Annotated in this window: 28 protein-coding genes; 14 read left to right on the top strand and 14 right to left on the bottom strand. The window is 70.3% G+C overall.

What is annotated here, in order from left to right:
• Positions 1-67: 67 nt before the first annotated feature.
• The 3 genes from G7071_RS07530 to G7071_RS07520 all read right to left on the bottom strand — a co-directional run bounded on the left by G7071_RS07530 (position 68) and on the right by G7071_RS07520 (position 2,577).
• Positions 68-736 (bottom strand): class F sortase, encoded by a 669-nt coding sequence (locus G7071_RS07530; protein WP_246210564.1) that lies wholly within the window; start codon positions 734-736, stop codon positions 68-70.
• Between the two features lies 1 nt (position 737).
• On the bottom strand, positions 738-1,724 hold the full coding sequence (locus tag G7071_RS07525; protein ID WP_166316891.1) for a hypothetical protein: 987 nt from the start codon (positions 1,722-1,724) through the stop codon (positions 738-740).
• Positions 1,725-1,884: 160 nt separating this feature from the next.
• Complete coding sequence (locus G7071_RS07520) at positions 1,885-2,577, bottom strand: GAF and ANTAR domain-containing protein (protein WP_166316888.1); 693 nt, start codon at positions 2,575-2,577, stop codon at positions 1,885-1,887.
• 111 nt (positions 2,578-2,688) lie between these two features.
• Here G7071_RS07520 and G7071_RS07515 point away from each other — a divergent pair, with 111 nt between their 5' ends.
• Positions 2,689-2,826 (top strand): hypothetical protein, encoded by a 138-nt coding sequence (locus G7071_RS07515; protein WP_166316885.1) that lies wholly within the window; start codon positions 2,689-2,691, stop codon positions 2,824-2,826.
• A gap of 78 nt (positions 2,827-2,904) precedes the next feature.
• On the opposite strand, the gene G7071_RS07510 is transcribed toward G7071_RS07515, so the two are convergent.
• A complete protein-coding gene (locus G7071_RS07510; protein WP_166316882.1) occupies positions 2,905-3,705 on the bottom strand; it encodes a DUF2382 domain-containing protein in 801 nt (266 codons plus the stop codon).
• Between the two features lie 96 nt (positions 3,706-3,801).
• Positions 3,802-4,599 carry a mechanosensitive ion channel family protein gene (locus G7071_RS07505; protein ID WP_166316879.1) on the bottom strand — a complete coding sequence of 266 codons (798 nt, stop codon included), beginning with the start codon at positions 4,597-4,599 and terminating at the stop codon, positions 3,802-3,804.
• A 203-nt stretch (positions 4,600-4,802) separates the two neighbouring features.
• Here G7071_RS07505 and G7071_RS07500 point away from each other — a divergent pair, with 203 nt between their 5' ends.
• Positions 4,803-5,588 carry a TetR/AcrR family transcriptional regulator gene (locus tag G7071_RS07500; protein ID WP_206062943.1) on the top strand — a complete coding sequence of 262 codons (786 nt, stop codon included), beginning with the start codon at positions 4,803-4,805 and terminating at the stop codon, positions 5,586-5,588.
• 39 nt (positions 5,589-5,627) lie between these two features.
• Complete coding sequence (locus G7071_RS07495) at positions 5,628-6,032, top strand: DUF1622 domain-containing protein (protein ID WP_206062942.1); 405 nt, start codon at positions 5,628-5,630, stop codon at positions 6,030-6,032.
• On the opposite strand, the gene G7071_RS07490 is transcribed toward G7071_RS07495, so the two are convergent.
• The 3 genes from G7071_RS07490 to G7071_RS07480 are packed head-to-tail and all read right to left on the bottom strand — an operon-like array spanning position 6,029 to position 11,078.
• On the bottom strand, positions 6,029-7,426 hold the full coding sequence (locus G7071_RS07490) for an FAD-dependent oxidoreductase (protein WP_166316876.1): 1,398 nt from the start codon (positions 7,424-7,426) through the stop codon (positions 6,029-6,031). The two genes, G7071_RS07495 and G7071_RS07490, sit on opposite strands and share 4 nt — an antisense overlap.
• Complete coding sequence (locus tag G7071_RS07485; protein WP_166316873.1) at positions 7,423-9,525, bottom strand: molybdopterin oxidoreductase family protein; 2,103 nt, start codon at positions 9,523-9,525, stop codon at positions 7,423-7,425. Before G7071_RS07485 ends, G7071_RS07490 begins: the two co-directional genes overlap by 4 nt.
• On the bottom strand, positions 9,525-11,078 hold the full coding sequence (locus G7071_RS07480; protein WP_246210563.1) for an MFS transporter: 1,554 nt from the start codon (positions 11,076-11,078) through the stop codon (positions 9,525-9,527). Before G7071_RS07480 ends, G7071_RS07485 begins: the two co-directional genes overlap by 1 nt.
• A gap of 199 nt (positions 11,079-11,277) precedes the next feature.
• Here G7071_RS07480 and G7071_RS19620 point away from each other — a divergent pair, with 199 nt between their 5' ends.
• The 3 genes from G7071_RS19620 (at position 11,278) to G7071_RS07470 (ending at position 12,941) form a co-directional block, all read left to right on the top strand.
• A complete protein-coding gene (locus tag G7071_RS19620; RefSeq protein ID WP_281351757.1) occupies positions 11,278-11,709 on the top strand; it encodes an IspD/TarI family cytidylyltransferase in 432 nt (143 codons plus the stop codon).
• Complete coding sequence (locus G7071_RS19615; protein WP_281351779.1) at positions 11,619-11,957, top strand: 2-C-methyl-D-erythritol 4-phosphate cytidylyltransferase; 339 nt, start codon at positions 11,619-11,621, stop codon at positions 11,955-11,957. The genes G7071_RS19620 and G7071_RS19615 overlap by 91 nt, the downstream gene beginning before the upstream one ends.
• Before the next feature lie 96 nt (positions 11,958-12,053).
• Entirely contained in the window at positions 12,054-12,941 is an 888-nt protein-coding gene (locus G7071_RS07470) for a mechanosensitive ion channel family protein (protein WP_166316870.1), read from the top strand.
• A 48-nt stretch (positions 12,942-12,989) separates the two neighbouring features.
• Here G7071_RS07470 and G7071_RS07465 read toward each other — a convergent pair whose 3' ends face one another.
• Positions 12,990-13,508: a 2-C-methyl-D-erythritol 4-phosphate cytidylyltransferase gene (locus G7071_RS07465; protein WP_166316867.1), complete on the bottom strand. Its 519-nt coding sequence runs from the start codon at positions 13,506-13,508 to the stop codon at positions 12,990-12,992.
• 41 nt (positions 13,509-13,549) lie between these two features.
• Complete coding sequence (locus G7071_RS07460) at positions 13,550-14,035, bottom strand: CarD family transcriptional regulator (RefSeq protein ID WP_166316864.1); 486 nt, start codon at positions 14,033-14,035, stop codon at positions 13,550-13,552.
• 190 nt (positions 14,036-14,225) lie between these two features.
• On the opposite strand from G7071_RS07460, the gene G7071_RS07455 reads away from it, so the two are divergent.
• The 3 genes from G7071_RS07455 to G7071_RS07445 are packed head-to-tail and all read left to right on the top strand — an operon-like array spanning position 14,226 to position 16,374.
• Positions 14,226-15,062, top strand: coding sequence for a UbiA family prenyltransferase (locus tag G7071_RS07455; protein WP_246210562.1), 837 nt, complete (start codon positions 14,226-14,228; stop codon positions 15,060-15,062).
• 21 nt (positions 15,063-15,083) lie between these two features.
• Positions 15,084-15,599 (top strand): hypothetical protein, encoded by a 516-nt coding sequence (locus G7071_RS07450; RefSeq protein ID WP_166316858.1) that lies wholly within the window; start codon positions 15,084-15,086, stop codon positions 15,597-15,599.
• A gap of 31 nt (positions 15,600-15,630) precedes the next feature.
• Positions 15,631-16,374, top strand: a complete 744-nt coding sequence (locus G7071_RS07445; protein ID WP_166316856.1) for a phosphoglyceromutase — start codon at positions 15,631-15,633, stop codon at positions 16,372-16,374.
• A gap of 64 nt (positions 16,375-16,438) precedes the next feature.
• On the opposite strand, the gene phoU is transcribed toward G7071_RS07445, so the two are convergent.
• Positions 16,439-17,095: a phosphate signaling complex protein PhoU gene (gene phoU, locus G7071_RS07440; RefSeq protein WP_166316853.1), complete on the bottom strand. Its 657-nt coding sequence runs from the start codon at positions 17,093-17,095 to the stop codon at positions 16,439-16,441.
• A gap of 119 nt (positions 17,096-17,214) precedes the next feature.
• On the opposite strand from phoU, the gene G7071_RS07435 reads away from it, so the two are divergent.
• The 3 genes from G7071_RS07435 to G7071_RS07425 all read left to right on the top strand — a co-directional run bounded on the left by G7071_RS07435 (position 17,215) and on the right by G7071_RS07425 (position 20,184).
• Positions 17,215-18,411, top strand: a complete 1,197-nt coding sequence (locus tag G7071_RS07435) for a sensor histidine kinase (protein WP_166316850.1) — start codon at positions 17,215-17,217, stop codon at positions 18,409-18,411.
• A gap of 64 nt (positions 18,412-18,475) precedes the next feature.
• The gene (locus tag G7071_RS07430) at positions 18,476-19,153 is read left to right on the top strand and encodes a response regulator transcription factor (RefSeq protein ID WP_166316847.1); all 678 of its coding nucleotides are present in this window, start codon (positions 18,476-18,478) and stop codon (positions 19,151-19,153) included.
• Positions 19,154-19,248: 95 nt separating this feature from the next.
• Positions 19,249-20,184, top strand: coding sequence for a DMT family transporter (locus G7071_RS07425; RefSeq protein ID WP_166316844.1), 936 nt, complete (start codon positions 19,249-19,251; stop codon positions 20,182-20,184).
• A gap of 246 nt (positions 20,185-20,430) precedes the next feature.
• Here G7071_RS07425 and G7071_RS07420 read toward each other — a convergent pair whose 3' ends face one another.
• Genes G7071_RS07420 through G7071_RS07410 form a run of 3 tightly spaced genes read right to left on the bottom strand, consistent with a single transcriptional unit; the run spans position 20,431 to position 23,116 of the window.
• The gene (locus G7071_RS07420; RefSeq protein WP_166316841.1) at positions 20,431-20,952 is read right to left on the bottom strand and encodes a type III secretion system chaperone family protein; all 522 of its coding nucleotides are present in this window, start codon (positions 20,950-20,952) and stop codon (positions 20,431-20,433) included.
• Positions 20,949-22,202, bottom strand: a complete 1,254-nt coding sequence (gene mshA, locus G7071_RS07415; RefSeq protein ID WP_166316838.1) for a D-inositol-3-phosphate glycosyltransferase — start codon at positions 22,200-22,202, stop codon at positions 20,949-20,951. The genes G7071_RS07420 and mshA overlap by 4 nt, the downstream gene beginning before the upstream one ends.
• Before the next feature lie 44 nt (positions 22,203-22,246).
• Complete coding sequence (locus G7071_RS07410; RefSeq protein WP_166316835.1) at positions 22,247-23,116, bottom strand: ribonuclease HI family protein; 870 nt, start codon at positions 23,114-23,116, stop codon at positions 22,247-22,249.
• A 42-nt stretch (positions 23,117-23,158) separates the two neighbouring features.
• Here G7071_RS07410 and G7071_RS07405 point away from each other — a divergent pair, with 42 nt between their 5' ends.
• Both G7071_RS07405 and G7071_RS07400 read left to right on the top strand, forming a co-directional pair.
• On the top strand, positions 23,159-23,905 hold the full coding sequence (locus G7071_RS07405) for an SDR family NAD(P)-dependent oxidoreductase (RefSeq protein ID WP_166316832.1): 747 nt from the start codon (positions 23,159-23,161) through the stop codon (positions 23,903-23,905).
• 17 nt (positions 23,906-23,922) lie between these two features.
• Positions 23,923-24,615: an aspartate/glutamate racemase family protein gene (locus tag G7071_RS07400; protein WP_166316829.1), complete on the top strand. Its 693-nt coding sequence runs from the start codon at positions 23,923-23,925 to the stop codon at positions 24,613-24,615.
• The last annotated feature ends 2 nt before the right edge of the window (positions 24,616-24,617 follow it).

Raw genomic sequence — 24,617 nt, 5'->3', positions numbered from 1 at the left:
GTAGGAAGTCGATGTTGTCGCAGGTGTCTCCTCGTGTTTCGGGGAGGAAAACCCTCACTCACTCACCTCACGGGTCGGTCAGCTGCTGGCGGGTCGGGTGGGCGACCACGACGATGTTGGCGTGATAGCCGCCGGCTCGGTAGTCGGTGCAGGTGGTGAGCACTGCCTGTCCGACCACGGTCTGGCTGAACAGGCGCTCGGCCACCTCGGCGAGCTGGTCCTTGGTGTAGCCACGCACCGCCTCCACCCGATAGGGGATCCGGCCTCGCGTCGTGGTGACGGTGAACCGGTCGCCCTGCTCGAGCAGTCCCAGGTCGTCGAAGACACCATCACCCGCGCTGTAGGTGTGGCCCGCGAGCAAGGTCGTCCCGCGCGCGACGCCCGCGACCGCGCCGTCGCGCCACCAGCCGACCAGGGTGGGGTCGGACGGAGGCACCAGCACATCGTCCTCGAGGCCGACTGCCACCACCTGGGCGTCGATCCCGAGGCTCGGCACCTCGATGCGCAGTGGCCTCCCTCGAGCGGGATCGACCGTCGGCCGCGGGTCGGTGCGCTGGTCGAGCTCCTGCGTGGTTCCCGGCACCGAGGCCGGCGCTGCCGCGTCGATGGCGACCTGGGGGTCCCGATCGGTCAACCTCACCACCAGCAGCCCCGCGAGCCCGGAGACGGCCAGCAGGAGGACGACGGACACCACGACGAGGCCCGCGGTCATCCGGCCGCGAGCCCCGCCTGCCATCTCAGGAGACCTCGAGCCGCCGCGCACCCAGCAGGGCACCCGTGGCCGCCAGGAGCAGCAGCGCGCCGCCGCCCACCAGGCCGATCCCCATCACCTCGGTGCCCGTCGAGCCGCTGGCCCCGGCGTCGACCGCCTTGGGGACAGCTGGCTTCGGCTTGGTGGCCTGCTCACCGAGCACCTCCACGTCCGCCGCCGTGGACGGGACGGCGGCCTCGCCGGCCTGCACGGTCGGCTCGGTCGGCTCGACCGGGGCGGTGGCCTCGTCGCCCAGCACCGTCGGTCCGCTCGGAACCGTCGGGACCGGCTGCTCGGTCGGAACCGTCGGAACCACCGGGACCGTGGGCACGACAGGGCACTCGACCGACGGGCGGTCGAAGGCGAAGACGAACTCCTCGTGGGTGACCGGAGCGACCGGGCGCTCGTAGCGGAACTGGGTCACCTGCTCGTAGGTCGCATCGACCCACTCCAGGTAGAACCAGTCGGCCTTGCCGGAGTGCACGTTGCTGCGGTCGTAGGCGCCCTCCACGCCTACGCCGTGCGGGTCACCCTCGACGTTGGACTGCCAGAACTCCTCTTCCGGATCGTCGGCAGGCACCACTGTGGGCTTGCCTTCGAGCGGACCACCGACCCAGGAGTAGCGCTGCCAGTGGCTCTCCTCCTCGAGGACGCCGTCCACGGTGCGGGTGTCCACCTGCTTCCAGCCCTCACCTGGAGGCGGGGCGGTCAGCCAGCCCGAGGACTCGGTGGTGGCCTCCTCGTCGGTGACGGTCCTGGACTCGACCAGATACCACCCGTTGCCGGGAGAGGCTGTCACCCAGCCGGTCTTCTCGGTCCTGGCTTCGACTGGCACGCACGCGTCGTCCAGCGCAACCGACGTGCTGCGGTTGTCGCGAGCGGGGTCCGACTGCGCAGGGCCACCGGTCACGATCAACAGGCCGCCCGAGAGGACCGCCAGGGCCCCGGCGAGGGAGAGCGCCAACGCTCTCATGGTCAAGCTCCGCGAACTGCGACTGCTCCATTTCATCGTCCACACCTCTTCGGCGGGCCTGGGGTCCTGCTGCCCGGCTACCTCCATCCTCTTCGCGCACGGAGAAGGGGCTCAGGGTCCTTGGTCCCGGATGTCATGTGGCGTCGCGCACAGTCCGTCCCTAGACCTTCGGGACGGTCCTGGTCTGGACGATCTGCTCGGCGAGCTCTCTCAGCTTCACGTTCTTCTGCTGCGACAGCCTGCTGAGGACGCTGAAGGCCCGGTCGGGAGCGAGGTCGAACCGCTCCATCAGGATGCCGGTGGCCTGACCGATCACAGTCCGGCCCCCGATCGCCCGCTCCAGGGTCTCCACCTCCTGCGCGCCGGCCAGGGCCACGCCGACGTGTGCTGCCAGGGCCACACCGTCGTGGACGGCGTCGGCCCCGAAGGCCGACCTGCCCTTGCCGTAGAGGTTCAGGGCACCCAGCGTCTGGCCGTGCGAGAACAAGCGATAGCTCACGATGCTGTGGAGGCCCAGCCGTTGCGCGACCTCGGGACCCCACCGGGGCCACCGATGGTCGAGCGCCAGGTCGTCGCTGTGCACGGTGTCGTCCTGCTGCAGCGCATCGAGGCAGGGTCCCTCGTCGAGGTCGTGCTGCAGCTCGTCGATCTGGCGCAGGTCATCCGTGCTCGTGGCGTGCGTGTCGATGCGGTCACCGCGATACACCACGCAGACACCTGCGGCGTCACAGCCGGGAAGGATCTTCGTCGCGATGATCACCGCGCGTTCCATGGCCTGCTTGCTGGAGTCGTCGTCCTGCATCGCTCGCGCGGCAGCAGCGAGGTCGCGGTTGAAGTCGGCGTGGTCAGGCACCCGCGCAGCATGACCGAGAACCCGGCTCCCGACAACCGGCCAGGGGGGCCAGGACCACGGCCGAGGCTGGGCGAGCGCATCATTCCTTGATCCAGCGGGTAGACCTGACGCATGAAACTACTGAGAAGTGCCGCCGCCATCGGCGTGGCCAAGAAGCTCTACGACGAGGCCCAGAAGCCCGAGAACCAGCGCCGGATCCGCGAGGCCGTGGACAAGGCGAAGACCAAGCGCGCCCGCCGACCCCGCTGACGCAGCCCCCGTCCCCGCGCAAGCCGATGGCGGTGCCGGCGGGCCACTGAGTGGCTCCCCGGCACCGCCATCTTCAGCTCAGTGCCGCTGGTCCGTGTCGCGAACAGCGGTGTCCGAGCCCTCGTCGAGCTCGATCTGCTCCTTGCGGACCTCTTCACTGACCTGCTGCTCGTCGGTGATCGTCTCCTTGTCGACGCGCACCCGCTCGACGGGGACGGTCTCCTTGTCCACCACGACGCGCTCCTCGTTGAGGACCACCTCGTGCTCCTCCGTCGTCAGGTCCGCACCGGACGTGGCGTCGCCGACGTTGCCATCGGTGATCGGCTCACGCTCGAGGCGCACCTCCTCGCGGCTGACCGGGACGGTGGTGGTGACGTTCTCGGTGACGATGTACTTGCGCAACCGGGCACGACCCGCCTCGCGGGTCTCGGTGCCGACGTTGAGCTGCTCCTCCGACCGCGTCATGGCGGAGTCGGTGTCGGGCCCGGAGGTGTCGTGCCCCGCACCGTGCGTCGAGGAGACGTCCGTGTCGCGGTCGCGGTCGGCCGCGCCGTACGACGAGCTCATGCCGTAGTACTCGTACAGCGTGGCCTCCTCGTCCTTGCTGAGGTGGGAGTCGGCGTCGGCGATGCGCGGGGCGTCCTTGACCTTGTCCTTGTCGAAGGGCACGCGCAGGTCGTCGCCCTCGACCTGGGCCTGGTCGAGGGGGACGAAGGACTCCCCGCCGCCGAACAGGCCGGTCTTGGTGGTCACCCAGGCGGGCTCGTTGGTCTGGTCGTCGAGGTAGACCTGGCCGATGCTGCCGATCTTGTTGCCGTCGTTGTCGATGACGTTGCCGCCGCTGCCGAGCAGGTGCTGGGTCTGGTCAGTCGTGATCATGTCGTGCTCCCTCTTCGTCGGTTCTTCCGAGCGGGCTCCCTGGCTGGGGGCCCGGCGTGCGTTGCGAGGACGCAGGCTGCGTCGTCGCCGTCGTGCTCAACGTGCAGTCGTGGTGGCACCAGTCGTGAAGGTGCTCGGGGGGTGCTGCTCGTTCGTGGTGTGCTGCGCCTTGTCCTTGGCGTGCTTGGCCTGGTCGGCGACGCTCGGCGCGTTGGCGGCCTCCCGCTTGATCCGCGGCGCCTCCTCCTCGGCCTTGGAGAGATAGCCCTCCCAGCGCTGCTGCATCGGGCGGACGAGTCCGCCACCGACGCCGACGATGATGACGCCGGCCACCGTGGCGAGGATCGCGACCAGCACCGGCGTGGTGACGGTCGTGGCCACACCGACCTGGTTGAGTGCGGCGACCACCCCGAGGAACAGGATGAAGATCGAGGCGATGTTGGCGATCGTCCTGCCGTACGAGAGACCACCGAGGGTGCCCTCGATCAGGGTCTTGACCGCAGCCGCGATGGCCGAGGCCACCACGATGATGATGATCGCCACCACCAGGCTGGGGATGAACGTGATGACGCGCTCGATCAGGTCACTGATCGGGTTGGGTCCGAAGACGCCGAACGCGAGCTGCAGGACGAAGAGCATCAACGTGTAGTAGATGAGCTTCGCGACCACGTCGCTGGCATCCATCTTCGAGTTGGCCATGGCGCGCTTGACGCCACCCCTCTCCACGGCGCGGTCGAATCCGGCCTTCTCCAGGACCGCGTTGAGGGCCTTGGCGATCGCCTTCGCGATCAGCAGCCCCACGATCAGGATGACCAGGAACAGCAGGAGCTTGGGGACGAACTCGGACACGAGGCCCACTCCGTCGCGCAGCCCGGAACGCAGCGTTTCTTCCATGAGCAAAGACCTCCAGGAACGATGGTGTGATGGTCGTTTACGTTGTAAACCTGACCTTCAATCAACCACACCGATCTCGGTCCATCAAGGCTTCCCGGTCCTTTCGGGTACCCACCGCTCGGAGTGGCAGCCGTCACACCCGCAACTCGTCTGCCGGTTCTGCTGATCCGCGGTTAGGCTCGAACCCCAGAGACAGGAGTGCGATGCCCCCGCCTGAGAGCAACCCGGACGTCCACACCGCGCCGCGGGACGCCGACGCCGACAAGGTCGCCGGCCTCCGGCCCCCGTCGGCGCGACAGCCCCTGTCGCGCGACCGGGTCATCCAGACGGCGATCGCCTTCATCGACGAGCACGGACTGCCCGGGCTCACGATGCGACGGCTCGGCAACGAGCTCGGGGTGGAGGCGATGGCGCTCTATCGCTACGTCCCCGGCAAGGAAGAGCTCCTCGACGGTGTCGTCGAGGCCCTGATCGAGAGCATGCGGCAGGACGAGGACGTGCTCGACACCCCGAGCGACGGCTGGCAGGACTTCCTGATCCGCCTTGCCCACGGGGTGCGCCGCGTCGCCCTCCAGCATCCCAAGGCGTTCCCGCTCGTCGCCTCCCGGCCACCCGAGGCGCCGTGGCTGCGCCCGCCGCTGCGCAGCCTGGCGTGGGTCGAGGTCTTCCTCTCCGGGCTGCTGGCGGAGGGGTTCACCGAGGACGCCGCAGTGGCGGCCTACCGCGCCTACACCAGCGTCCTGCTGGGGCACCTGCTCCTCGAGGTCTCCAACCACGGCGCCGACGTCGGGCCGCTCGATGCCCTGGGTGAGGACTCCGGCGACGACCCCGAGGAGGCCGCGGACGCCTCGACCGTTCGCGACTACCCCGTCGTCCACCGCCTCCGCGCCCAGCTGTCCCAGGACCACGCCGCGACCGAGTTCGAGGAGAGCCTCGAGGAACTGCTGGGGCGCATGACACTCCTGCGCAACGAGCACAGCCAGTCCTGAGACCTCGGTCCTGGCGGCGAGGTGTGCCAACCTTGACCGGTGATCGACGACGAGCGCTTCGACGCCCTGATGGAATCAGTGGTGCACGGCTTCGAGGTCGGCGGAGTGGCCGTCCTGGTGCTCGGCGCGCTGGCCGCGTTCGTCCACGCGGCCTGGTCGGTGCGAAGCCAGGGTGCCGCGGCGGCATACGAGAACGCTCGACGCAACGTGGGACGAGCGATCCTGCTGGGCCTGGAGCTGCTGATCATCGCCGACATCGTGCTGACCATCACCGTCGAGCCGACGCTGGCCAGCGCGTTGGCACTCGGCCTGATCGTCCTGGTCCGGACCTTCCTCAGCTTCTCGCTCGAGGTCGAGCTGGAAGGCACGCTGCCGTGGCGTCGGGCGGCCAGGGACGAGCCGTCGAGCACCCGAGGACAGGCGCAGGACTCCCCCGGCGCCTAGCCTGTGGCGACGGGCGTGCGCTCGCCGAGCAGTCGGCGTACGGCGCCTTCGCACCCGCCGCAACCAGTGGTCGCACGGGTGGACTCCCGACAGTCATCGAAGCTCACACAGCCCCGGATCTCCCCGGCCGAGACCCCTGCGCAGGCGCAGACCTCGATCTCGTCCGGCACTGACACCGACGTGGGGGCCGGCTCGCCCAGGAGCAGCTGGCCCGGCTCGTCCGGACCCAGCACGGTCCCGCGGTCATAGAGCTGGGTGATGAGGCCGACGCGCGACAGGTCGCCCACGAGGGTGGCCGCGACGATGACCCCGCCGTCGACGACCAGCCGGCGATGTGATCCCGCGATCGGGTTGGTCATCTCCACGACCTCGCCCCTCGCGTGCAGCGGGTCTCCGAGGACGGCGACGTCGAGGCCGGTGGCGCGCAGGCGGGCCACGCTGCGGGTGCCGTCGTAGCGGGAGCTCCCGCCGCACAGGGCGTCGGCCAGCACCCCTGCCTGCTCCCACGCCGGGGCGACGAACCCGGTCACCCGGTTGCGGTGCTCGGCGCAGTCGCCGATGGCGTGGACTCGGTCGTCGGTGACGGACCGGAGGGACGCGTCGACCACGATCCCCCTCCTCACCATCAGGCCCGCGCGCCGTGCCAGCGCCGTCGACGGCCGTCCGCCGGCGGTGAGCACGACCAGGTCGGCCGAGAGCACGTGGCCGTTGTCGAGCCTGAGCCCCTCGTCGGTGAGCCTGACCGCCCGGGCCCCGGTGTAGACCTCGGTGCCGAGCCGTCGCAGGTCGCGCGCGAGCACCCGGCCGCCGGGCTCGCCGAGCTGCGAGGCCAGCAGGTGCTCGGCCCCCTCGACGACCTCGGTGTGCAGCCCGCGGATCGACAGGGCGCGAGCGACCTGGAGACCGAGAAGTCCACCTCCGACGACGACGGCACGTGAGCCGTCGTCCAGCCCGGACACCTCGGTGTCGAGCCGTCCGCAGTCGGCGAGCGAACGGAACGCGTGCACCCGCGGGTGCAGCGAGCCGTCGACCCTGACCAGCCCCCGGATCGGCGGCAGCGTGGGGATGGAGCCGGTGGCGAGCACGAGCCGGTCGAACCCGAGACGCGTGCCGTCGACCAGCATCACCTCGCCGGCTTCGCGGTCGACCTCGAGGACCCGGGCGCCCAGCCGCAGGTCGACACCGTGGGCATCGAACCACGCCGGCGACCGCACGGTGAGCGCACTGGCTGTGTGCGTTCCCTCCAGGACCGCCGAGAGCAGGATCCGGTTGTACGGCGCATGGTGCTCGTCGGCGAGCACGGTCACCGCTCCGGCATAGGAGCGGGCGACGAGCTCCTCGACGAGCCGCACTGCGGCCATGCCGCCGCCGATGACGACGAGGCGTTCGGTCATCGGAGCGCAGGCTCCGTGACAGGCGCCAGGGCACCCTGCTCGACCGCCGGACGGACCGCTGCGGCGCACACCTTGAACTCCGGCATCCGCGAGGCCGGGTCGAGCGCGTCGTTGGTCAGCCGGTTGGCGCCGACCCAGTGGAAGGGCACGAAGATCGTGTCGGGCCGGATCGAGGTCACCACCCTCGCGGGCGCGCTCATGACTCCACGCCGGGTGGCGACCGTGACCGGTGCTCCGTCCTGTGCGCCGATCCGCCCGGCGAGCATGGGGTGCAGCTCGACGAAGGGGCCGGTGTCGGGGAGGTCGCGGACCCGCCGGGTCTGGGCGCCGGACTGGTAGTGCGCCAGCACCCGTCCGGTCGTCAGGTGCACCGGGAAGTCGGCGTCCGGGACCTCCGCGGGTCCGCGGTGCTCGACGGCGTGGAAGCGGGCGCGGCCGTCTGCGTGGGCGAACGAGTCGAGGAACATCCGGGGCGTGCCCGGGTGGTCGGGTGTCGGGCACGGCCAGAACACCCCCGCCTCGTCGCGGATGCGTTGATAGGTGATGCCCGCGTAGTCCGCCTTGCCGCCGGCCGAGGCGCGGCCCAGCTCGGCGAAGACCTCCTCCGCGTCGGTGGAGAAGGGGATCGGCGACTCGAGCCGCGCCGCCAGGCCGCTGAGGACGTCGAGGTCGGACCGCACGCCCGCCGGGGGCGACACCGCCTGCTGCCGCAGGATCACCCGGCCCTCGAGGTTGGTCATCGTCCCGGTCTCCTCGGCCCACTGGGTCACGGGCAGGACGACGTCGGCGACGGCTGCCGTCTCCGAGAGCACGATGTCGGCGACGACCAGCAGGTCGAGCGACTCGAGCCGGGAGGCGACGTGGGTCGCGTTGGGTGCCGAGACCACGATGTTGGAGCCGAAGACCAGCAGCGCGTGCGGGCCTGTCTCGGTCCCGAGCGAGTCGAGGAGCTCGTATGCCGATCGCCCCTTGCCCGGCAGGTCGTCTGGCTCGACCCCCCACACGCCCGCGACGTGGGCGCGCGCGGCCGGGTCGTCGATCATCCGGTATCCGGGCAGCTGGTCTGCCTTCTGCCCGTGCTCGCGCCCACCCTGGCCGTTGCCCTGGCCGGTGAGGCAGCCGTAGCCCGCCCCCGGCGTGCCACACATTCCCAGGGCCAGGGCCACGTTGATCCACGCCAGGACGGTGTCGGAGCCGGTGGAGTGCTGCTCGGCGCCTCTCGCCGTCAGCACCATGACCTTCGACGCCCCGCCGAGCAGGGCTGCGAGCTCGCGGACCTCCACCGCGGGCACGCCCGTGACGCGCTCGACCCGCTCGGGCCACCACGCACCGACCGACTCCCGCACGTCGTCCCAGCCGGTCGTCCGAGCCGCGATGTAGTCCTCGTCGACCAGGTCGCCCGCGACCAGCAGGTGCAGGACGCCCAGGGCCAGCGCGAGGTCCGACCCCGGCACCGGCTGGACGAAGACGTCGGCACGGTCGGCAGTCGCCGTACGCCGAGGGTCGATCACCACGACCTTGCCGCCACGCTCCCGCAGGGCATCGAGGTGTCGCGCCGCCGGCGGCATGGTCTCCGCCAGGTTGGAGCCGACGAGCACCACGACGTCGGCGTCCTCGACGTCGGCAAGGGGGAAGGGCAGCCCCCGGTCCAACCCGAACGCACGCAAGCCCGCTGACGCGGCCGACGACATGCACCAGCGGCCGTTGTAGTCGATCTGCGAGGTCCCCAACGCGACCCGGGCGAACTTCCCGAGCTGGTAGGCCTTCTCGTTGGTCAGCCCGCCGCCGCCGAAGACTCCGACCGCGTCCGGCCCCCGCTCGGCCCGCAGCGCGAGCAGCCGGGTCGCGACGGTGTCGAGCGCCTCGTCCCAGCTGACGGGGGTGAACTCCCCCGTCGCCCGGTCGCGCAGCAGCGGGGTCGTCAGGCGCTCCCGTCCGGCATAGAGCCCCGCGGCGCTCCAGCCCTTGCGGCACAGGGCGCCGCGGTTGACCGGGAACTCCGCCCACTCGCCCACCTCGGGGGTCGCCCTCGCCCGGCCGCGGCCCGTCAGGCGCATGCCGCACTGGAGCGAGCAATAGGGACAGTGCGTCGTGGTCATCAGACTCCAGCACCGGCCAGGCTCGGCGCGCGGCCGGCGAAGCTGACCGTGCGGACATAGACGAACCAGGTCGTGGCCAGGCACACGGCATAGAAGCCCGTGAAGACCGCGAAGGCGACCTTGACCGCCCCAACCGGGTCCTCGACCCAGGGGGCACCGAAGGTCATCGGGATTCCGAAGCCGCCCAGCGCCCCGATCGCCCCGGCGATGCCGATGACGGCGCTGGACTCCTTGGTGGCCTTCAGCATCGCGGCGGCGAGACCGTCCTGCGAGGCGTTCTTCCTCGCCTCGTTGGCCAGGATCAGCGGGATCATCCGATAGGTGGAGCCGTTGCCGACCCCCGAGGCTGCGAAGACGAAGAGGAACGCGGCCAGGAACCACGGGAAGATGGCGGAGTTGGCGTCCACGGCCGCCTGGGTCGCCGCCGAGTGGACGAACGTCGTGGGGTCGGCGGGGATCGCCGACGGCGGGACCGGGGTGAGCAGGGTGAGCGTGTAGATCACGCCGAGCGTGCCGGCGATCATCGCGGCGAACGTCCACAGCGTGACCCGCGCGCCGCCGTACTTGTCGGCCAGCCAGCCGCCGTACGGACGCGCGACCGAGCCGACCAGGGCCCCCAGGAACGCGTAGTAGGCGAAGTTGATGCCGATGCCGGGCACCGTGGGCACGGGCTGGTTCCAGAAGTTGAGCTTGATCAGCAGCGGCATCGCCGCCGAATAGCCGATGAAGGAGCCGAAGGTGCCGATGTAGAGGAACGACATCACCCAGGTGTGCTTGTACTTGAGCACCCGCAGCTGCTCGCGGGGTGAGGACTTCGCGCCCGAGAGGTTGTTCATGAAGACCAGGGCGGAGATCGCCGCGACCACGGCCAGCCCGGCGTAGAGATATCCCGCCCGCTCGAGGTGGAACCCGCCCTCGCTGGCCTTGACCAGGCCGAAGATGCCGGCGCCGCCGACGACGACGGGCAGGAAGAGCTGGATGACGGCGACCCCGAGGTTGCCGCCCGCCGCGTTGAGGCCGAGCGCCGCGCCTTTCTTCTTGATGGGGTAGAAGAAGTTGATGTTGGCCATCGAGCTGGCGAAGTTCCCGCCGCCGAGCCCCGCGGTGGCGGCGATGACGCAGAAGACCCAGTAGGGCGTCTCGGGGTGCTGCACCGCCCAGGCGAAGAGCAACGTCGGCACCAGGAGCGCGGTCGCACTCACGACGGTCCAGTTGCGTCCGCCGAACTTCGGTACGGCGAAGGTGTAGGGCAGCCGGATGAGGGCCCCCACCAGGTTGGGGATCGCCACGAGCAGGAAGAGCTGGCTCACGGTGAAGGTGAAGCCGGCCTTCGGCAGCAGTGCCGCGCTCACCGACCAGAGCAGCCAGACCGAGAACCCGAGGTGCTCGGAGAAGATCGACCACACGAGGTTGCGGCGCGCGACCGTCTTGCCGGTCGTCTCCCAGAACTCGTCGTCCTCGGGGGTCCAGTGGTCGATGGTGACCCCGCCTCGATAGGCGGACTCCAGGGACACGGCAGGGGGCATGGCACGGGGCGTGGCAGTGGGGGACATCGGCGACTCCTTGACTCAGGGCAGTGCCCGAACCGTAGGAAGGCGACGTTTCGCGTTCGCGTCCCTTTGTTTCACCCAGGGGTCAACTTGTCCTCACGGCCTCACGGTCGACCCGTCACGTCATGTGCCGGGTCGACGCGATCCGCGGGGGTCGACCCGTCACGTCATGTGCCGGGTCGACGCGATCTAGGCTCAGCCCATGCCTGCTGCCGTCGTCATCGTCGCCGCCGGATCCGGCACCAGGGTCGGCGCCGGGACCAACAAGGTCCTGCTGCCCCTGGGGGACGCGCCGGTGCTGGTGTGGTCGGTGCGCGACGCCCTGGCAGCCGAGGACGTGGCCCGGGTCGTCGTCGTGGTCCGCCCGGCCGACCGTGACGCTGTGGCCGCCGTGCTCTCGCCGCACCTCGGCGAGGACGAGGTGGTGCTGGTTGAGGGCGGCGCGACCCGGCATGCGTCCGAGTGGGCCGCCATGCAGGTGCTGGCGCCGGCGATCGTCGCCGGGGAGGTGGACCTGGTGGCCATCCACGACGCCGCCCGCCCCTGGCCGGCACGGCGCTGCTCGAGGCGACGCTCGTCGCTGCTCGCGAGCACGGTGGGGCCATCCCGGTCCTGCCGGCGACGGGTCTGCTGACGAGCGACCTACAGGCCGTGCCGGGCGAGCTCGGCGCCGTACAGACTCCGCAGGCGTTCCGCGCCGACCTGCTCCTCGCAGCCCATCGCGCCGCAGCCGAGTCGGGTTTCGAGGGCACGGACACCGCCGCCGTGCTCACCGAGCACGCCGACGTCGAGATCGTGGTCGTGGCCGGCCTGGTGCGCAACGTGAAGATCACCTTCCCCGAAGACGTGGACCTGGCCGGCCGGCTGCTCCGTCACGCGTGACGCACGTTTTCCGCACGCGTGGGTACAGCGTTCGAAAGGGATCCCAACCCTGTCGGCGCGACTGGCGTCGATCGATCTTTGAACCAGAGGAGCGTCATGGACATCGGCGAGAGCTTCGAGAACACCACAGACACCATATTTGCCTTCCTGCCCCGCTTGCTGGGCTTCCTGCTCGTCCTGCTGATCGGCTACATCATCGCCAAGGTGGTTGCCGGCATCGTCCGCAAGCTGCTGGACCGGATGCATGTCGACCAGAAGCTGCGGCAGTCGAGCTCCGCCAAGCAGATCGACGCCGTGCTGCCGGGGACCTCCGTCTCCGCCGGCATCGCCTCGATCGTCTTCTGGTTGATCTTCCTGATCTTCTTGTTCACCGCGGTCGGAGTGCTCAAGATCGCCGTGCTCACGACGTTCATGAACGACGTGCTGGCCTACCTGCCCAACGTCTTGGTGGCCATCGCCATCTTCATCATCGCGGCCCTGGTCTCCGGGGTCGTGGCGACCGCCGTCACCAAGTTCATGGGCGACACCCCCACCGGCAAGATCGTGGCGAGTGTCGTGCCCGCGCTGATCATGGTGATCGCGATGTTCATGATCCTCGAGCAGCTGCAGATCGCCCCGGAGATCGTCCGGATCGCGTTCGCTGCCGTGATGTTCGCGCTCGCCCTCGGCCTGGCCCTCGCCTTCGGCCTCGGTGGCAAGGACGTCGCGAGCCGTCTCCTCGAGGACGCCTACCGCAAGGGTGGCGACGCCAAGGAGCAGGCGAAGCAGGACCTCCAGCAGGGTCGCGACCGCGCCAAGGAGAGCTACGAGCAGTCCGACCTGAGCGGCTCGAGCACGACGGGCACGACGACCACGGGCTCGACCGGAGCGACCGCTGGGTCCGGCACCTACACGTCGCCCAGCACGTCCACCACCTCACCCGACCAGGGCCTGCAGACGCAGGCGTTCCCGGCCCCTGAGGACCCGGGCACGTTCCGCCCCTGATCCACACGACCGGCCCCCTTCGCCTCGGCGGAGGGGGTCGGTGGCATTTCACCCCTCGGTGAGGGCCTCGAGCATCGGCAGGTCCTCGGTCGAGGTGACGCGGCGGGCCGACGCAGGGGCCTCGACGAGCACGATCCGGTGTGACCGGGCCAGGTCGGCCACCAGCGACACCAGGTCGGTGTCCGGGGCCTCCGGCAGCGTCGCGACCACCGAGGGCGGCAGGACGACCGGCGACACGATCGCGGTCAGCCCGTCGCGGTCGACCGTCGGCCCCACCACGCCCTGCGCCAGCACCTTGACGGTGTCGGTGACGGGGCGGGTCGCGACCACCACGGCGTCCTCGACCCGGGCGCGCTCGACGCACGCGGCGATGAACGCGGCGGGCGTGAGGGGGCACAGCGAGTCGTGGAGCACGAGCGTCTCGTCCGCCTCGCGGATCGACTCCCACGTGGTGCCGGTGTCGAGCAGCGTGACACCTGCCTCGCCGAGTGCCCATGCGGCGCAGACGACGAGGGCCTCACCGTGGACGAGGGCAAATGGAAGCGACCCGCGTCCCTCCTCCAGCACGAGGCCGAGGGCGGGGAGCGGGTCGCTGTCGAAGAAGGTGCTCAGGACGCGAGCACTTCGTCGAGGATGGCCTCGGCCTTGTCCTCGTTGGTGTGCTCGGCGAGAGCGAGCTCGGAGACCAGGATCTGGCGGGCCTTGGCGAGCATTCGCTTCTCACCAGCGGAGAGACCGCGGTCACGCTCGCGGCGCCAGAGGTCACGAACGACCTCGGCCACCTTCATCACGTCACCGGAGTGGAGCTTCTCCAGGTTGGCCTTGTAGCGGCGCGACCAGTTGGTCGGCTCCTCCACGTGGGCGGCACGCAGGACCTCGAACACGCGGTCGAGGCCCTCCTTGTCGACCACGTCACGCACGCCCACCAGGTCGAGGTTGCACGCCGGCACCCGGACGACGAGGTCTTGCTGGGCGACGATGCGCAGGACCAGGTATTCCCGGTCCTCTCCCTTGATGGTGCGCGTCTCGATCTCCTCGATGACAGCAGCCCCGTGATTTGGATAAACAACCGTTTCGCCGACGGTGAAAGTCATGTAGTCGTACCCCTTCCTAGGTGAGCAGTCTAACACGCGTCCCCACCCGTCCCCGACGTCGTTTGCGCAGGTCAGAGGCCATATCCGGGCTTGACAGACCGGGGCGTGCTGTGGTGGGCGCTTGGACGTTTCACCGCGAAACGCACTCCTTCGTCCCCCAACCCGCCCCAGGATGGGGATACTGCGTGGCATGCCGCCCCTCAAGCGCCTGCGCAAGCGCACGCCCGCTGCCACGGCACGACCGGCGGACACCGCGCCGCCACCACCGGCTCGCACTGCCTCCGCGACCGCCGGGGAGCAGTCCGCACCGAGGCGGCCCTTCCGGATCAGCGAGACCCTGCCCGTGCTGCTGGTCCGCGCCGCTCACCCCAAGCAGGCACTGCTCACCGCAGCGGGGTTGTCGATCGCGGCCGCCCTCGCCGACCGACCCCTGCGCGAGGTCGGCCTGGTGTTCCTGATCGCTCTCGTGGGCCAGACCATGCTCGGATGGGACAACGACCTCGTCGACCGTGTCCGCGACGAACGCCACGACCTCCCCGGCAAGCCCGTCGCCACCGGCCTGCTCGACCCCGGGACCGTCTGGTTCAGCCTCACGTGCGCGTTGTTGCTCGTCGTCCCCCTCGCCCTCAGCGCCGGCGTCCGAGCAGGCGGCGCCTATCTCCTCGCCCTGCTCGTCGGCTTCGTCGGCAACCGGTTCCTGCGTGGCAGCGCGCTGTCGTTCCTCCCCTGGGCCGTCCAGTTCGCGCTCTACCCCGCCTTCCTCGCGTACGGCGGTTGGAACGGTCTCGGCGCCGACAGCGCGCCCACGGTGCTGATGACCGTGCTCGCCGCCCTGCTGGGCATCGGGATCCACGTCCTGCGCGCCCTGCCGGGCCTCGTGCCCGACAACAAGGACGGGCTCCGCTCCCTCCCGCTGCGGATCGCGCTGCGGATCGGCGCTCCGCGACTCCTGGTCGTGGCCGGTGTCTTCACCGCCGCCGTCGTCGTGGCGATGCTCATCACGGGACAGACTCTCGGCCTGACCTGAGGCGACGCTAGTCTGTGCGCCATGCAGCTCCGACGCTCCTTCGCGCTCACGGCCTTCGCCGTCGCACTGACCGCTGGCCTGTCCTCGTGCGGCTTCGACGCCGCCACCGACCGGGTCTACACCCCTGCGACCGGCGTCAACTCGTCCGGTGACGACGTCAAGGTGAGCGGCGCAGTGGTCGTCTCCACCGAGCCGGGCTCGGGGACCCTCATCGCCTCGCTGTCCAACAGCTCCGAAGGCGAGGAGACCGCCCTGACCGAGGTCACCGGCGACTTCGAGCCGGTCGAGCTCGAGCCCATCGCCATACAGCCGGGCGAGCTGGTCAACCTCGCCGAGCCCGCCGCGGACATCAAGATCACCGGCGACTTCGAGGCCGGAAACTGGGTGGAGCTCACCTTCGGCTTCGACAACGGCGAGTCCATCGTCCTGGAGGCCCCGGTCGTGGAGAACGCCAACTACTACGCCGACCTCGACGGCGCCGCGCCGCCCGAAGAGCCCGCGGAGGAGTCGGCCGAGTCCGACGAAGCCGCCCACTGAGCCACTCGTCCTCCCCCGGAAGGCACCTGGAATGACCTACACCCTCGTCCTGCTCCGCCACGGCGAGAGCGAGTGGAACGCCAAGAACCTCTTCACCGGCTGGGTCGACGTGGCCCTGACCGAGAAGGGCCGCGCCGAGGCGGTCCGCGGTGGTGAGCTCATCCGTGACGCCGGGCTGGCCCCTGACGTCGTGCACACCTCGCTCCAGCGCCGCGCCATCAACACCGCTTGCCTGGCGCTCGACGCGGCCGATCGCCACTGGATCCCCGTCAAGCGGTCGTGGCGGCTCAACGAGCGCCACTACGGCGCACTCCAGGGCAAGGACAAGAAGCAGACCCTCGAGGAGTACGGCGAGGAGCAGTTCATGCTCTGGCGCCGCTCCTTCGACACGCCTCCCCCGCCGATCGAGGACGGGGACGAGTTCTCGCAGGCCGACGACGTGCGCTATGCCGACCTGGGCGACGAGCTGCCCCGCACCGAGTGCCTCAAGGACGTGATCGCCCGCTTCCTGCCCTACTGGGAGGCGGAGATCGTCCCCGACCTGACGTCCGGCAGGACCGTGCTCGTGGCCGCCCACGGCAACAGCCTGCGAGCCCTGGTCAAGCACCTCGACGGCATCTCCGACGACGACATCGCGGCGCTCAACATCCCGACCGGCATGCCGCTGGTCTATCGCCTCGACGACGACCTGCGACCCACCGTGGCGGGCGGCGAATATCTCGACCCGGCGGCTGCCGAGGCCGCAGCCGCTGCCGTGGCCAACCAGGGCCGCTGAGGCGTCTCTCTGCCGACGTCGGAGTCCCCGTCCGGGCGGGGGGCTGAAGGAGTCGTTGGGCGACTCAGTTGTCGCGGCGCGACACCATCTCGCCGGTGACGACGAACACGACCCGGTTGGCGACCGACACGGCGTGGTCGGCGATCCGCTCGTAGTAGCGACCGAGCAGCGCGATGTCGACGGCTGCCTCCACCCCGTGGGCCCAGTCGTCGCCCAGCAGCTCGGCGAAGCTCTTGCGTCGCAGCTGGTCCATGATCTCGTCGTCGCGGCCGAGCTCGATCGCAGCCTCGACGTCGCGGTCGGCGATGATCGCCTTCACCCGGCGCACCATGTCCTCGGCCGTCTCGGCCATCCTCACCATCGTCTCGCGGATCGACTCCGGGACGGCGATGTTGGGCACCCGCAGCCGCGCGATCTTGGCGACGTGCACCGAGAGGTCACCCATCCGCTCCAGCTCGCTCACCATGCGCAGGGCGGCCACGACGGTGCGCAGGTCGCCGGCGACGGGCTGCTGCAACGACAGCAGTGCGAAGGCATTGTCCTCGACCCGCTCGCGGTTGGTGTCGATCTCGCGGTCGGCGCTGATCACCTGCTCGGCGATCCCGGCGTCGCCGGTCAGGAGCGCGGCAGTGGCACGGTTGACAGCCACCTCCACCTGTCCGCACATCTCGGCGAGGTCGACGAAGATGCCGTCGAGCTGGTCATGGAAGGCCTCACGCATGCACCCAGCCTATGCGGAGGCCACCCCCGCCGGGCCGGCGGCGGTGAACGACGCGTGAACAGTCGGTGCCCGACGTCGATCTGGCCGTTCGCGCCTGTGGCGATGCGTACGATCCAACCGTGGACCCGACGACCCAGGCAGCACTGGCCGCGGTCGTCGGGGCGATCGTCGCCGGCGGCGCCGTGCTCGCCTGGCACATCAGCGATCGCCAGCGGTCCCAGCTCCCGAACGTCGACGAGCCCCTGGTCCCGCCCGGGGTGGCCGCGGTGCTGGCCGTGCTCCGCTCCAGCGCCATCGTCGTCGACCCCGACGGCCACGTCCTCAAGGCGTCCGCGCCGGCCTATGCCCTCGGCCTGGTGCGCGGGAGCGAGGTGCTGGTCGAGGACCTGCGCGAGCTGATCCGCCAGGTGCGCCGCGACGGGCAGATCCGGGAGACCGAGCTCCAGCTCGGCGGGGAGGGCACGACCGCCCGCACCGTGGTCGCCCGGGTTGCGCCGCTCGGGTCCCGGCTGATCCTCGCGCTGGCCGACGATCGGACGCGCGAGCGGCGCGTCGAGGCCGTACGTCGAGACTTCGTGGCCAACGTCAGCCACGAGCTCAAGACCCCGGTCGGCGCGATCCGGCTGCTCGCCGAGGCCGTGACCGACGCGGCCGACGACCCCGAGGCCGTCCACCGCTTCGCGCGACGGATGCTGATCGAGAGCGACCGGCTCGGCACCCTGGTCCAGCAGATCATCGAGCTCTCGCGCCTGCAGGGCGACGACCCGCTCGAGAAGCCGGTCCGGGTGCGGCTCGACGAGGTGCTCGCGGCGGCCGTGGACTTCAGCGCCACCGAGGCCGAGGCCAAGGGCATCACCCTGGTCACGGCCGGAGAAGAGGACCTCGAGGTCTTCGGGTCGCTCGACCAGGTCAGCGCCGCGGTCAGCAACCTCGTCGCCAATGCCGTGGCCTATTCAGAGGTCGGCTCGCGGGTGCTCGTCACCACCAGGGCCCAGGACGAGACGGCACAGATCTCCGTGGTCGACCAGGGCATCGGCATCCCTGCGCGCGAGATCGACCGCATCTTCGAACGCTTCTATCGCGTCGACCCCGCCCGGCACCGGTCGACCGGCGGCACCGGGCTCGGCCTCTCGATCGTCAAGCACGTCGCCGCGACCCACGGTGGCGACGTGAGCGTGTGGTCCGTCGAGGGCCAGGGCTCGACCTTCACCCTCACCCTGCCCCTCAGCCCGCACCAGACGCCTTCTCCCAGTTCCCCGCCCAACCGTGACGTCGACCCAGGCGCCGACATCGATCAGCAGGAGGTACGCCGGTGAGCACCCCACCGCGTTGTCAGATTCCCCCGCTTCGCTCCTCCATCGAACGCGACGGGAACCCCGCATGACCCGGGTGCTCGTCGTCGAGGACGAAGAGAGCTACAGCGACGCGCTCGCCTACATGCTCCGCAAGGAGGGCTACGAGGTGGCCATCGCCGCTGACGGCAACGCTGCGATGAGCGAGTTCGAGCGCAACGGCGCCGACATCGTGCTCCTCGACCTGATGCTGCCCGGCCTGCCCGGCACCGAGGTCTGCCGGCAGATCCGCCAGACGTCCAGCGTGCCGGTCATCATGGTCAGCGCGAAGGACGACGAGGTCGACAAGGTCGTCGGTCTCGAGCTCGGCGCCGACGACTACGTCACCAAGCCCTACTCACCCCGCGAGCTCGTCGCCCGCATCCGCGCGGTGCTGCGTCGCGGGCAGGAGCCCGACCTCCTGCCGGACACCCTCGAGGCCGGGCCCGTCCGGATGGACGTCGAACGGCACGTCGTGACCGTCGACGGCACCGAGCAGCGGCTGCCGCTCAAGGAGTTCGAGCTGCTCGAGATGTTCCTGCGCAACCCCGGACGCGTGCTGACGCGCGGACAGCTGATCGACCGGGTGTGGGGGTCCGACTACGTGGGCGACACCAAGACACTCGACGTACACGTGAAGAGGCTGCGGGCCAAGCTCGAGCCCGACCCGAGCGAGCCGAGATATCTCGTCACGGTCCGGGGGCTGGGCTACAAGCTCGACCTCTGAGCGAGGCTCCTGTCCGAGGGCGTACGGCGGGAAGTCGCCGCTCGAGTGTCCGTAATCCGCTCGCGCGCTGTCATGGCCGTCCGTAGCCTTGACTCATGACGTCGTCCGCCTCCTCCCCCACCCAGCCTCCGACGCTGACGCTCGACGACGACGAGCCGCAGGGTCCGCCCACCTGGCTCCCGCTGACCGCGGTGGCGACGACGCTGGTGCTGTGGGCGAGTGCGTTCGTCGGGATCCGGCACCTCGGGGAGTCGGTTCCTCCAGGGGCGCTGTCCCTGAGCCGGCTGCTGATCATGGCGCTGGCGCTGCTCGTGCTGATGAAGGGGCGGCTGCCGCGGCTGCCGAGCAGGCGGGAGTGGCCGCTCGTCCTGGTCGGGGGCGCGAGCTGGTTCGGGCTCTACAACCTGGCGCTCAACGAGTCCGAGCGGCGCATCGACGCAGGCACCGCGGCGCTGATCATCCAGATCGGGCCGATCCTGACCGCCCTGTTCGCGACGTTCTTCCTCGGCGAGCGCCTCACGAAGTGGCTGCTGGTCGGGATGGCGGTCGGCTTCACCGGCGTCGTCATCATCGGCCGGGCCTCCTCACAGGGTGAGAACGGAGACCTCGTCGGCGTCCTGCTGTCGGTGGTCGCCGCCGTCACCTTCGCCGTCGGCGTCCTGACCCAGAAGAAGCTGCTGTCGGGGATGAAGGTCCTCGACATGACGTTCTGGTATGCCGTCGTCGGGGCGGCCGTGTGCCTGCCGTGGGCAGGCCAGACGGTGAGCGTGCTGAGCGACGCCAGCGCCGACACGTGGTGGTGGATCGTCTATCTCGGGATCTTCCCGAGCGCGATCGCCTTCAGCACGTGGACCTATGCGCTCAGCCACGCCGACGCGGGCAAGTTCGCCCAGTCGACGTTCCTCGTCCCGTTCATCACCAGCCTGATGGCGTGGCTGCTGCTCGACGAGGTGCCTCCGGCGATGGCGTTCCTCGGCGGCGGGCTGTGCATCGCCGGCGTGCTGGTCGCGCGGCGCAGAGCCCGTCCGTGACACAAGCGTGCGGAGAAAATCTTTCGGCCCGCGATGCTCATGACACAGGCGTGCTGAGTATTCGGCCATGGCCAGGAGCCCGGCGACACGCGCGTAGCGAAAACCCGCACACGTGTGTCACGCCGTCCACCCTTGGGCAGCCACTTTCCGCACACGTGTGTCACGCCGCCCACCGTCGGGACACGCGTTTCCGTACAGGTGTGTCAGCGCACGCCCGGGCAAGGACGAATTTCCCGCACGTATGTGTCACTCAGGCTGTGGCGAGGTCCCGGCCTCGAGCCAGCCGCGGAACGCCTCGAGGTTGGCGGTCGACTCGCCGCGGGAGATCCGCCACTCCCACTCCTTGCGGATCGAGCTGGCGAACCCGAGCTCGAGGATCGCGTTGAACGACTCGTCGGCGTGCGACAGCACCGAGCCGAGCAGCCGGTCCAGCTCGTCGTCGGCCGACTCCGAAGCCAGGATCGAGAGCGGCAGCCGGGCGTCGAGATAGATGTCGCCACTGTGGTCGACGGCGAACGCCACGGCATACATCCGCAGGTTGCGCTCCAGCAGCCAGCGATAGACGCGGGCGTGGTTCTCGTCGGGGTTGCGGCACACGAACGCGTGCACACCGAGGGCGTGTTCACCGATGTCGAGGCGCACCGGCGTCTGGAGCTTCTTCTCGCCCGGCAGCGTCAGCGAGAAGGACGAGGGAGACAGGGCCTCGTAGGCGATCTCGTGGCGGTCGAGATAGGCGCGGACGGTCGCGCTGAGGTCGGCAGGGCTCACGCCGACATCTCATCACGCATGAGGGTGCGCGCATCGTGATAGGCCGACAGCGTCAGCTCGGCCGTGCGCTCCCAGGAGAACTCCCGCGCGTGCTCCCGCGCACCGTCGCCCAGCCGCGCGGTGAGCACCGGGTCGTCGATCAGCCGTCGCAGCGCCCTCGCCCAGTCCTCAGCGTCGTGACCTTCGACGAGCAGGCCGCTCCGGCCGTCGGACACGACCGTGGTGAGACCGCCCACCGCCGCGGCCACGACGGGCGTGCCGGTCGCCTGCGCCTCGGCGGCGACCAGGCCGAAGGACTCGTTGTAGGACGGTACGGCGACCGCTGTCGCCGCGGCGCACCAGCGGGCCAGGTCGGGTTGAGACACCGGCGGGATGAACCGCACGACGTCCTCGAGCCCGAGCTCGGCGCTGAGCTGGGCCAGCGACTCGGGGTGCTCGAGGCCGGTGCCAGAAGGGCCGCCCACGATCGGCACGACGAGGCGCGAGCGCAGCGACGGGTCCTGCGCGAGCAGCACGCCCACCGCCCGCAGGAGCACGTCCGGAGCCTTGAGCGGCTGGATCCGGCCGGCGAACATGAGGACGACCGCGTCCTCGGGCAGGTCGAGCGATCGGCGTACGGCGGCGCGGTCCATCGGCCGGAAGACCGACAGGTCGACACCGGGGTGGATCACCTCCACCCGGCCGGGCTCGGCGTCGTAGAGGTTGATCAGCTGCTTGGCCTCGAGGTCGGTGTTGGCGATGAGGAGGTCGGCCGCCTCGACGACCTGTTCCTCACCGATCACGCGGGCCAACGGCTCCGGGGTGTCCCCGAGCGCCATCGCCTCGTTCTTGACCTTGGCCATCGTGTGCATCGAGTGGACGAGCGGGACGCCCCAGCGGTCGCGGGCCAGGGCCCCGACCTGGCCGGAGAGCCAGTAGTGGGAGTGGACGACGTCGTAGTGGCCTTGCGGTTGTACGGCCTCGGCGCGCAGCACCTCGCGGGCGAAGGCGCAGAGCTGACCGGGGAGCTCGCCCTTGGTCAGCCCCTCGAAGGGTCCGGCTGCGACGTGGCGCACCAGCACCCCGTCGGCAGCCTCGACGACAGGTGGGAGCCGCGAGGACGTCGCGCGGGTGAAGATGTCGACGGCGATCCCCTGGGCAGCCAGCCGCCGGGAGAGCTCGACGACATAGACGTTCATCCCGCCCGCGTCGCCCGTGCCCGGCTGGTCGAGCGGGGACGTGTGCAGGCTGATCATCGCCACCCGGTCCATGGGCGGTCTAACGCCGGTCGCGGCTGCGAGATTCCCGGCGGGGGTCACGCCTCGGCGGTGCCCTGGTGGAACCGCTGCTGCCACTGCCCGCCCGAGCGCTGCCACAGCGAGCTGCGCAGGCTGGTGCCCTCATCGGTCAACGCCCGCCAGACCAGCAGGATGAGATCGGGCGAGAGCCTCGCCGCCTCGATGACGTCGAGCGTGGCGGGCGACTCCAGCGGGCCGATTTCGTCGAGGAGGGAGTCGCGGTCCCACAACCGGCCGGACGCGCCGATCTCCTGCCACTGCGGGTGCAACAACGCGGCCACCGCCGCACGGTCGGAGCGCACCTCGTCGGTGAGCAGCGAGCGTTCGAGGGCCACCACCTGCTCCTCGTCGGAGACCTCCAGGTCGCTGAAGAGGTCGGGCTCCACCTCGACCTGGCCGACGGTCGCGGACGGGTGGGCCGTGCTGCTGCCGGCGAACCCGGGGCCGGGGTCGGCCTGGCCACCACGCTGGTAGGCGGCGGCGGCGGCGTTGGCGAGCGTGTCCGCGGCCTCGTTGAGCTCGTGCCCGCTGTGGCCCTTGACCCACTCAAACTTCACTCGTCGACCCTGCATCGCCTCGTCGAGCGCCTTCATCAGCTCGACGTTCTTCACCGGCGAGCCGCTGCCCGTCTTCCAGCCCTTGCGCTTCCAGCCCGCGATCCACTTGGTGACGGCGTTGATGACATAGGTGCTGTCGCAGAAGACGTGGAGCTCGTCGTCGAGGTGGGCGGTCTGCTGGAGCAGGTCGAGGACGGCCATCAGCTCGCCCATGTTGTTGGTGCCGTGCGGCCAGCCGCCGGAGGCCCAACAGCTGTCGTCGACATACCAGGCCCACCCTGCTGGTCCCGGGTTGCCGAGGGCCGATCCGTCTGCTGCCGCGATGATCACCGCGTCATCCAATCAGGAGGACGGTCCGCCATGATTGACCGCATGAGCACCCAGCGCACCGCCGTCGTCACCGGAGCCTCGAGCGGGATCGGAGAGGCGACCGCCAGGGCACTCGCGGCCGAGGGTTTCCGGGTCGTGTGCGCGGCCCGGCGGATCGAGCGGATCGAGGTCCTGGCCGCTGAGATCGACGGCCTCGCGGTGCGCCTCGACGTGACCGACGCGGAGTCGGTCGCCGCCTTCGCCGCCCAGGTCGAGGCCGTGCACGTGCTGGTCAACAACGCCGGCGGCGCGTTCGGCTCGGACCCGGTCGAGACGGCCGACCCCGACCAGTGGGCCGCGATGTATGACGTCAACGTGCTCGGCCTGCTGCGCGTGACCCAGGCGCTGCTGCCCGCCCTGCGCGCGAGCGGCGACGGCCTGATCGTCAACATCGGCTCGACGGCGGGCCGATGGGCCTATGAGAAGGGGGGCGGCTACACCGCGGCCAAGCACGCGACCCGGGTCGTCACCGAGACGCTGCGCCTCGAGCTCAACGGCGAGCCGATCCGGGTCTCGGAGGTCGCCCCGGGGATGGTGCACACCCCGGAGTTTGCGCTCGTCCGGTTCGACGGCGACCAGGCCGCCGCCGACGCGGTGTATGCCGGCGTGCCCGACCCGCTCGTCGCCGAGGACGTGGCGGACGCCGTCAGCTGGATCGCGACCCGACCGGCACACGTCAACATCGACGAGCTCGTGATCAAGCCACGCGCACAAGCCGCCGTACACAAGGTGCACCGCATTCCATCCTGATCTGGGAGACTGCTCGCGTGCAGACCATTGGACTCATCGGGGGGATGAGCTGGGAATCCAGCGCCGTCTACTACCGCGACCTCAACATCGGCGTGCGCGAGCGACTCGGCGGGCTCTCCTCGCCCAAGGTCGTGCTCAGCACGGTCGACTTCGCCGAGCTGACCGACCTCGAGGACCACGAGCGCTGGGACCAGATCGGCGAGCTGCTCGCCGACGCCGCCCGGGGGGTGGAGCGGGCCGGCGCCGACTTCCTGCTGCTGTGCACCACGACCTTCCACAAGGTCGCCGACGCCGTGGCCGCGGCCGTCGACATCCCGCTCCTGCACCTGGGTGACGTGGTCGCCGAGGCGTGCCGCGAGGGAGGCCACGAGACCGTGGGCCTGATCGGCACCAAGGTCGCGATGGAGGACTCCTTCTTCGTCGACCGGCTGGCGGCGCACGGCATCACGGTGCTCGTGCCCGACGCCAAGCACCACGACACCCTCAACGACGCGATCTATGACGAGCTGGTGCACGGGGTGGTCGAGGACGACACCCGGCGCAAGGTCGTCGCGATCACCGAGGAGCTGTGGGACGCCGGCGCCCGCGCGATCCTGCTGGGCTGCACCGAGCTCGAGCTGCTGATCCGCCAGCCCGACATCGAGCTGCCGGTCATCCCCTGCACCACCCTGCACGTGCAGGCGGCCATCGACCGCGCCCTCTCCGACTGACC

This window comes from Nocardioides piscis (genome assembly GCF_011300215.1).
Lineage (GTDB): Bacteria > Actinomycetota > Actinomycetes > Propionibacteriales > Nocardioidaceae > Nocardioides > Nocardioides piscis.
Note: the sequence above shows the minus strand (reverse complement) of the source record. Positions and strands in the feature narration are given on the sequence as shown.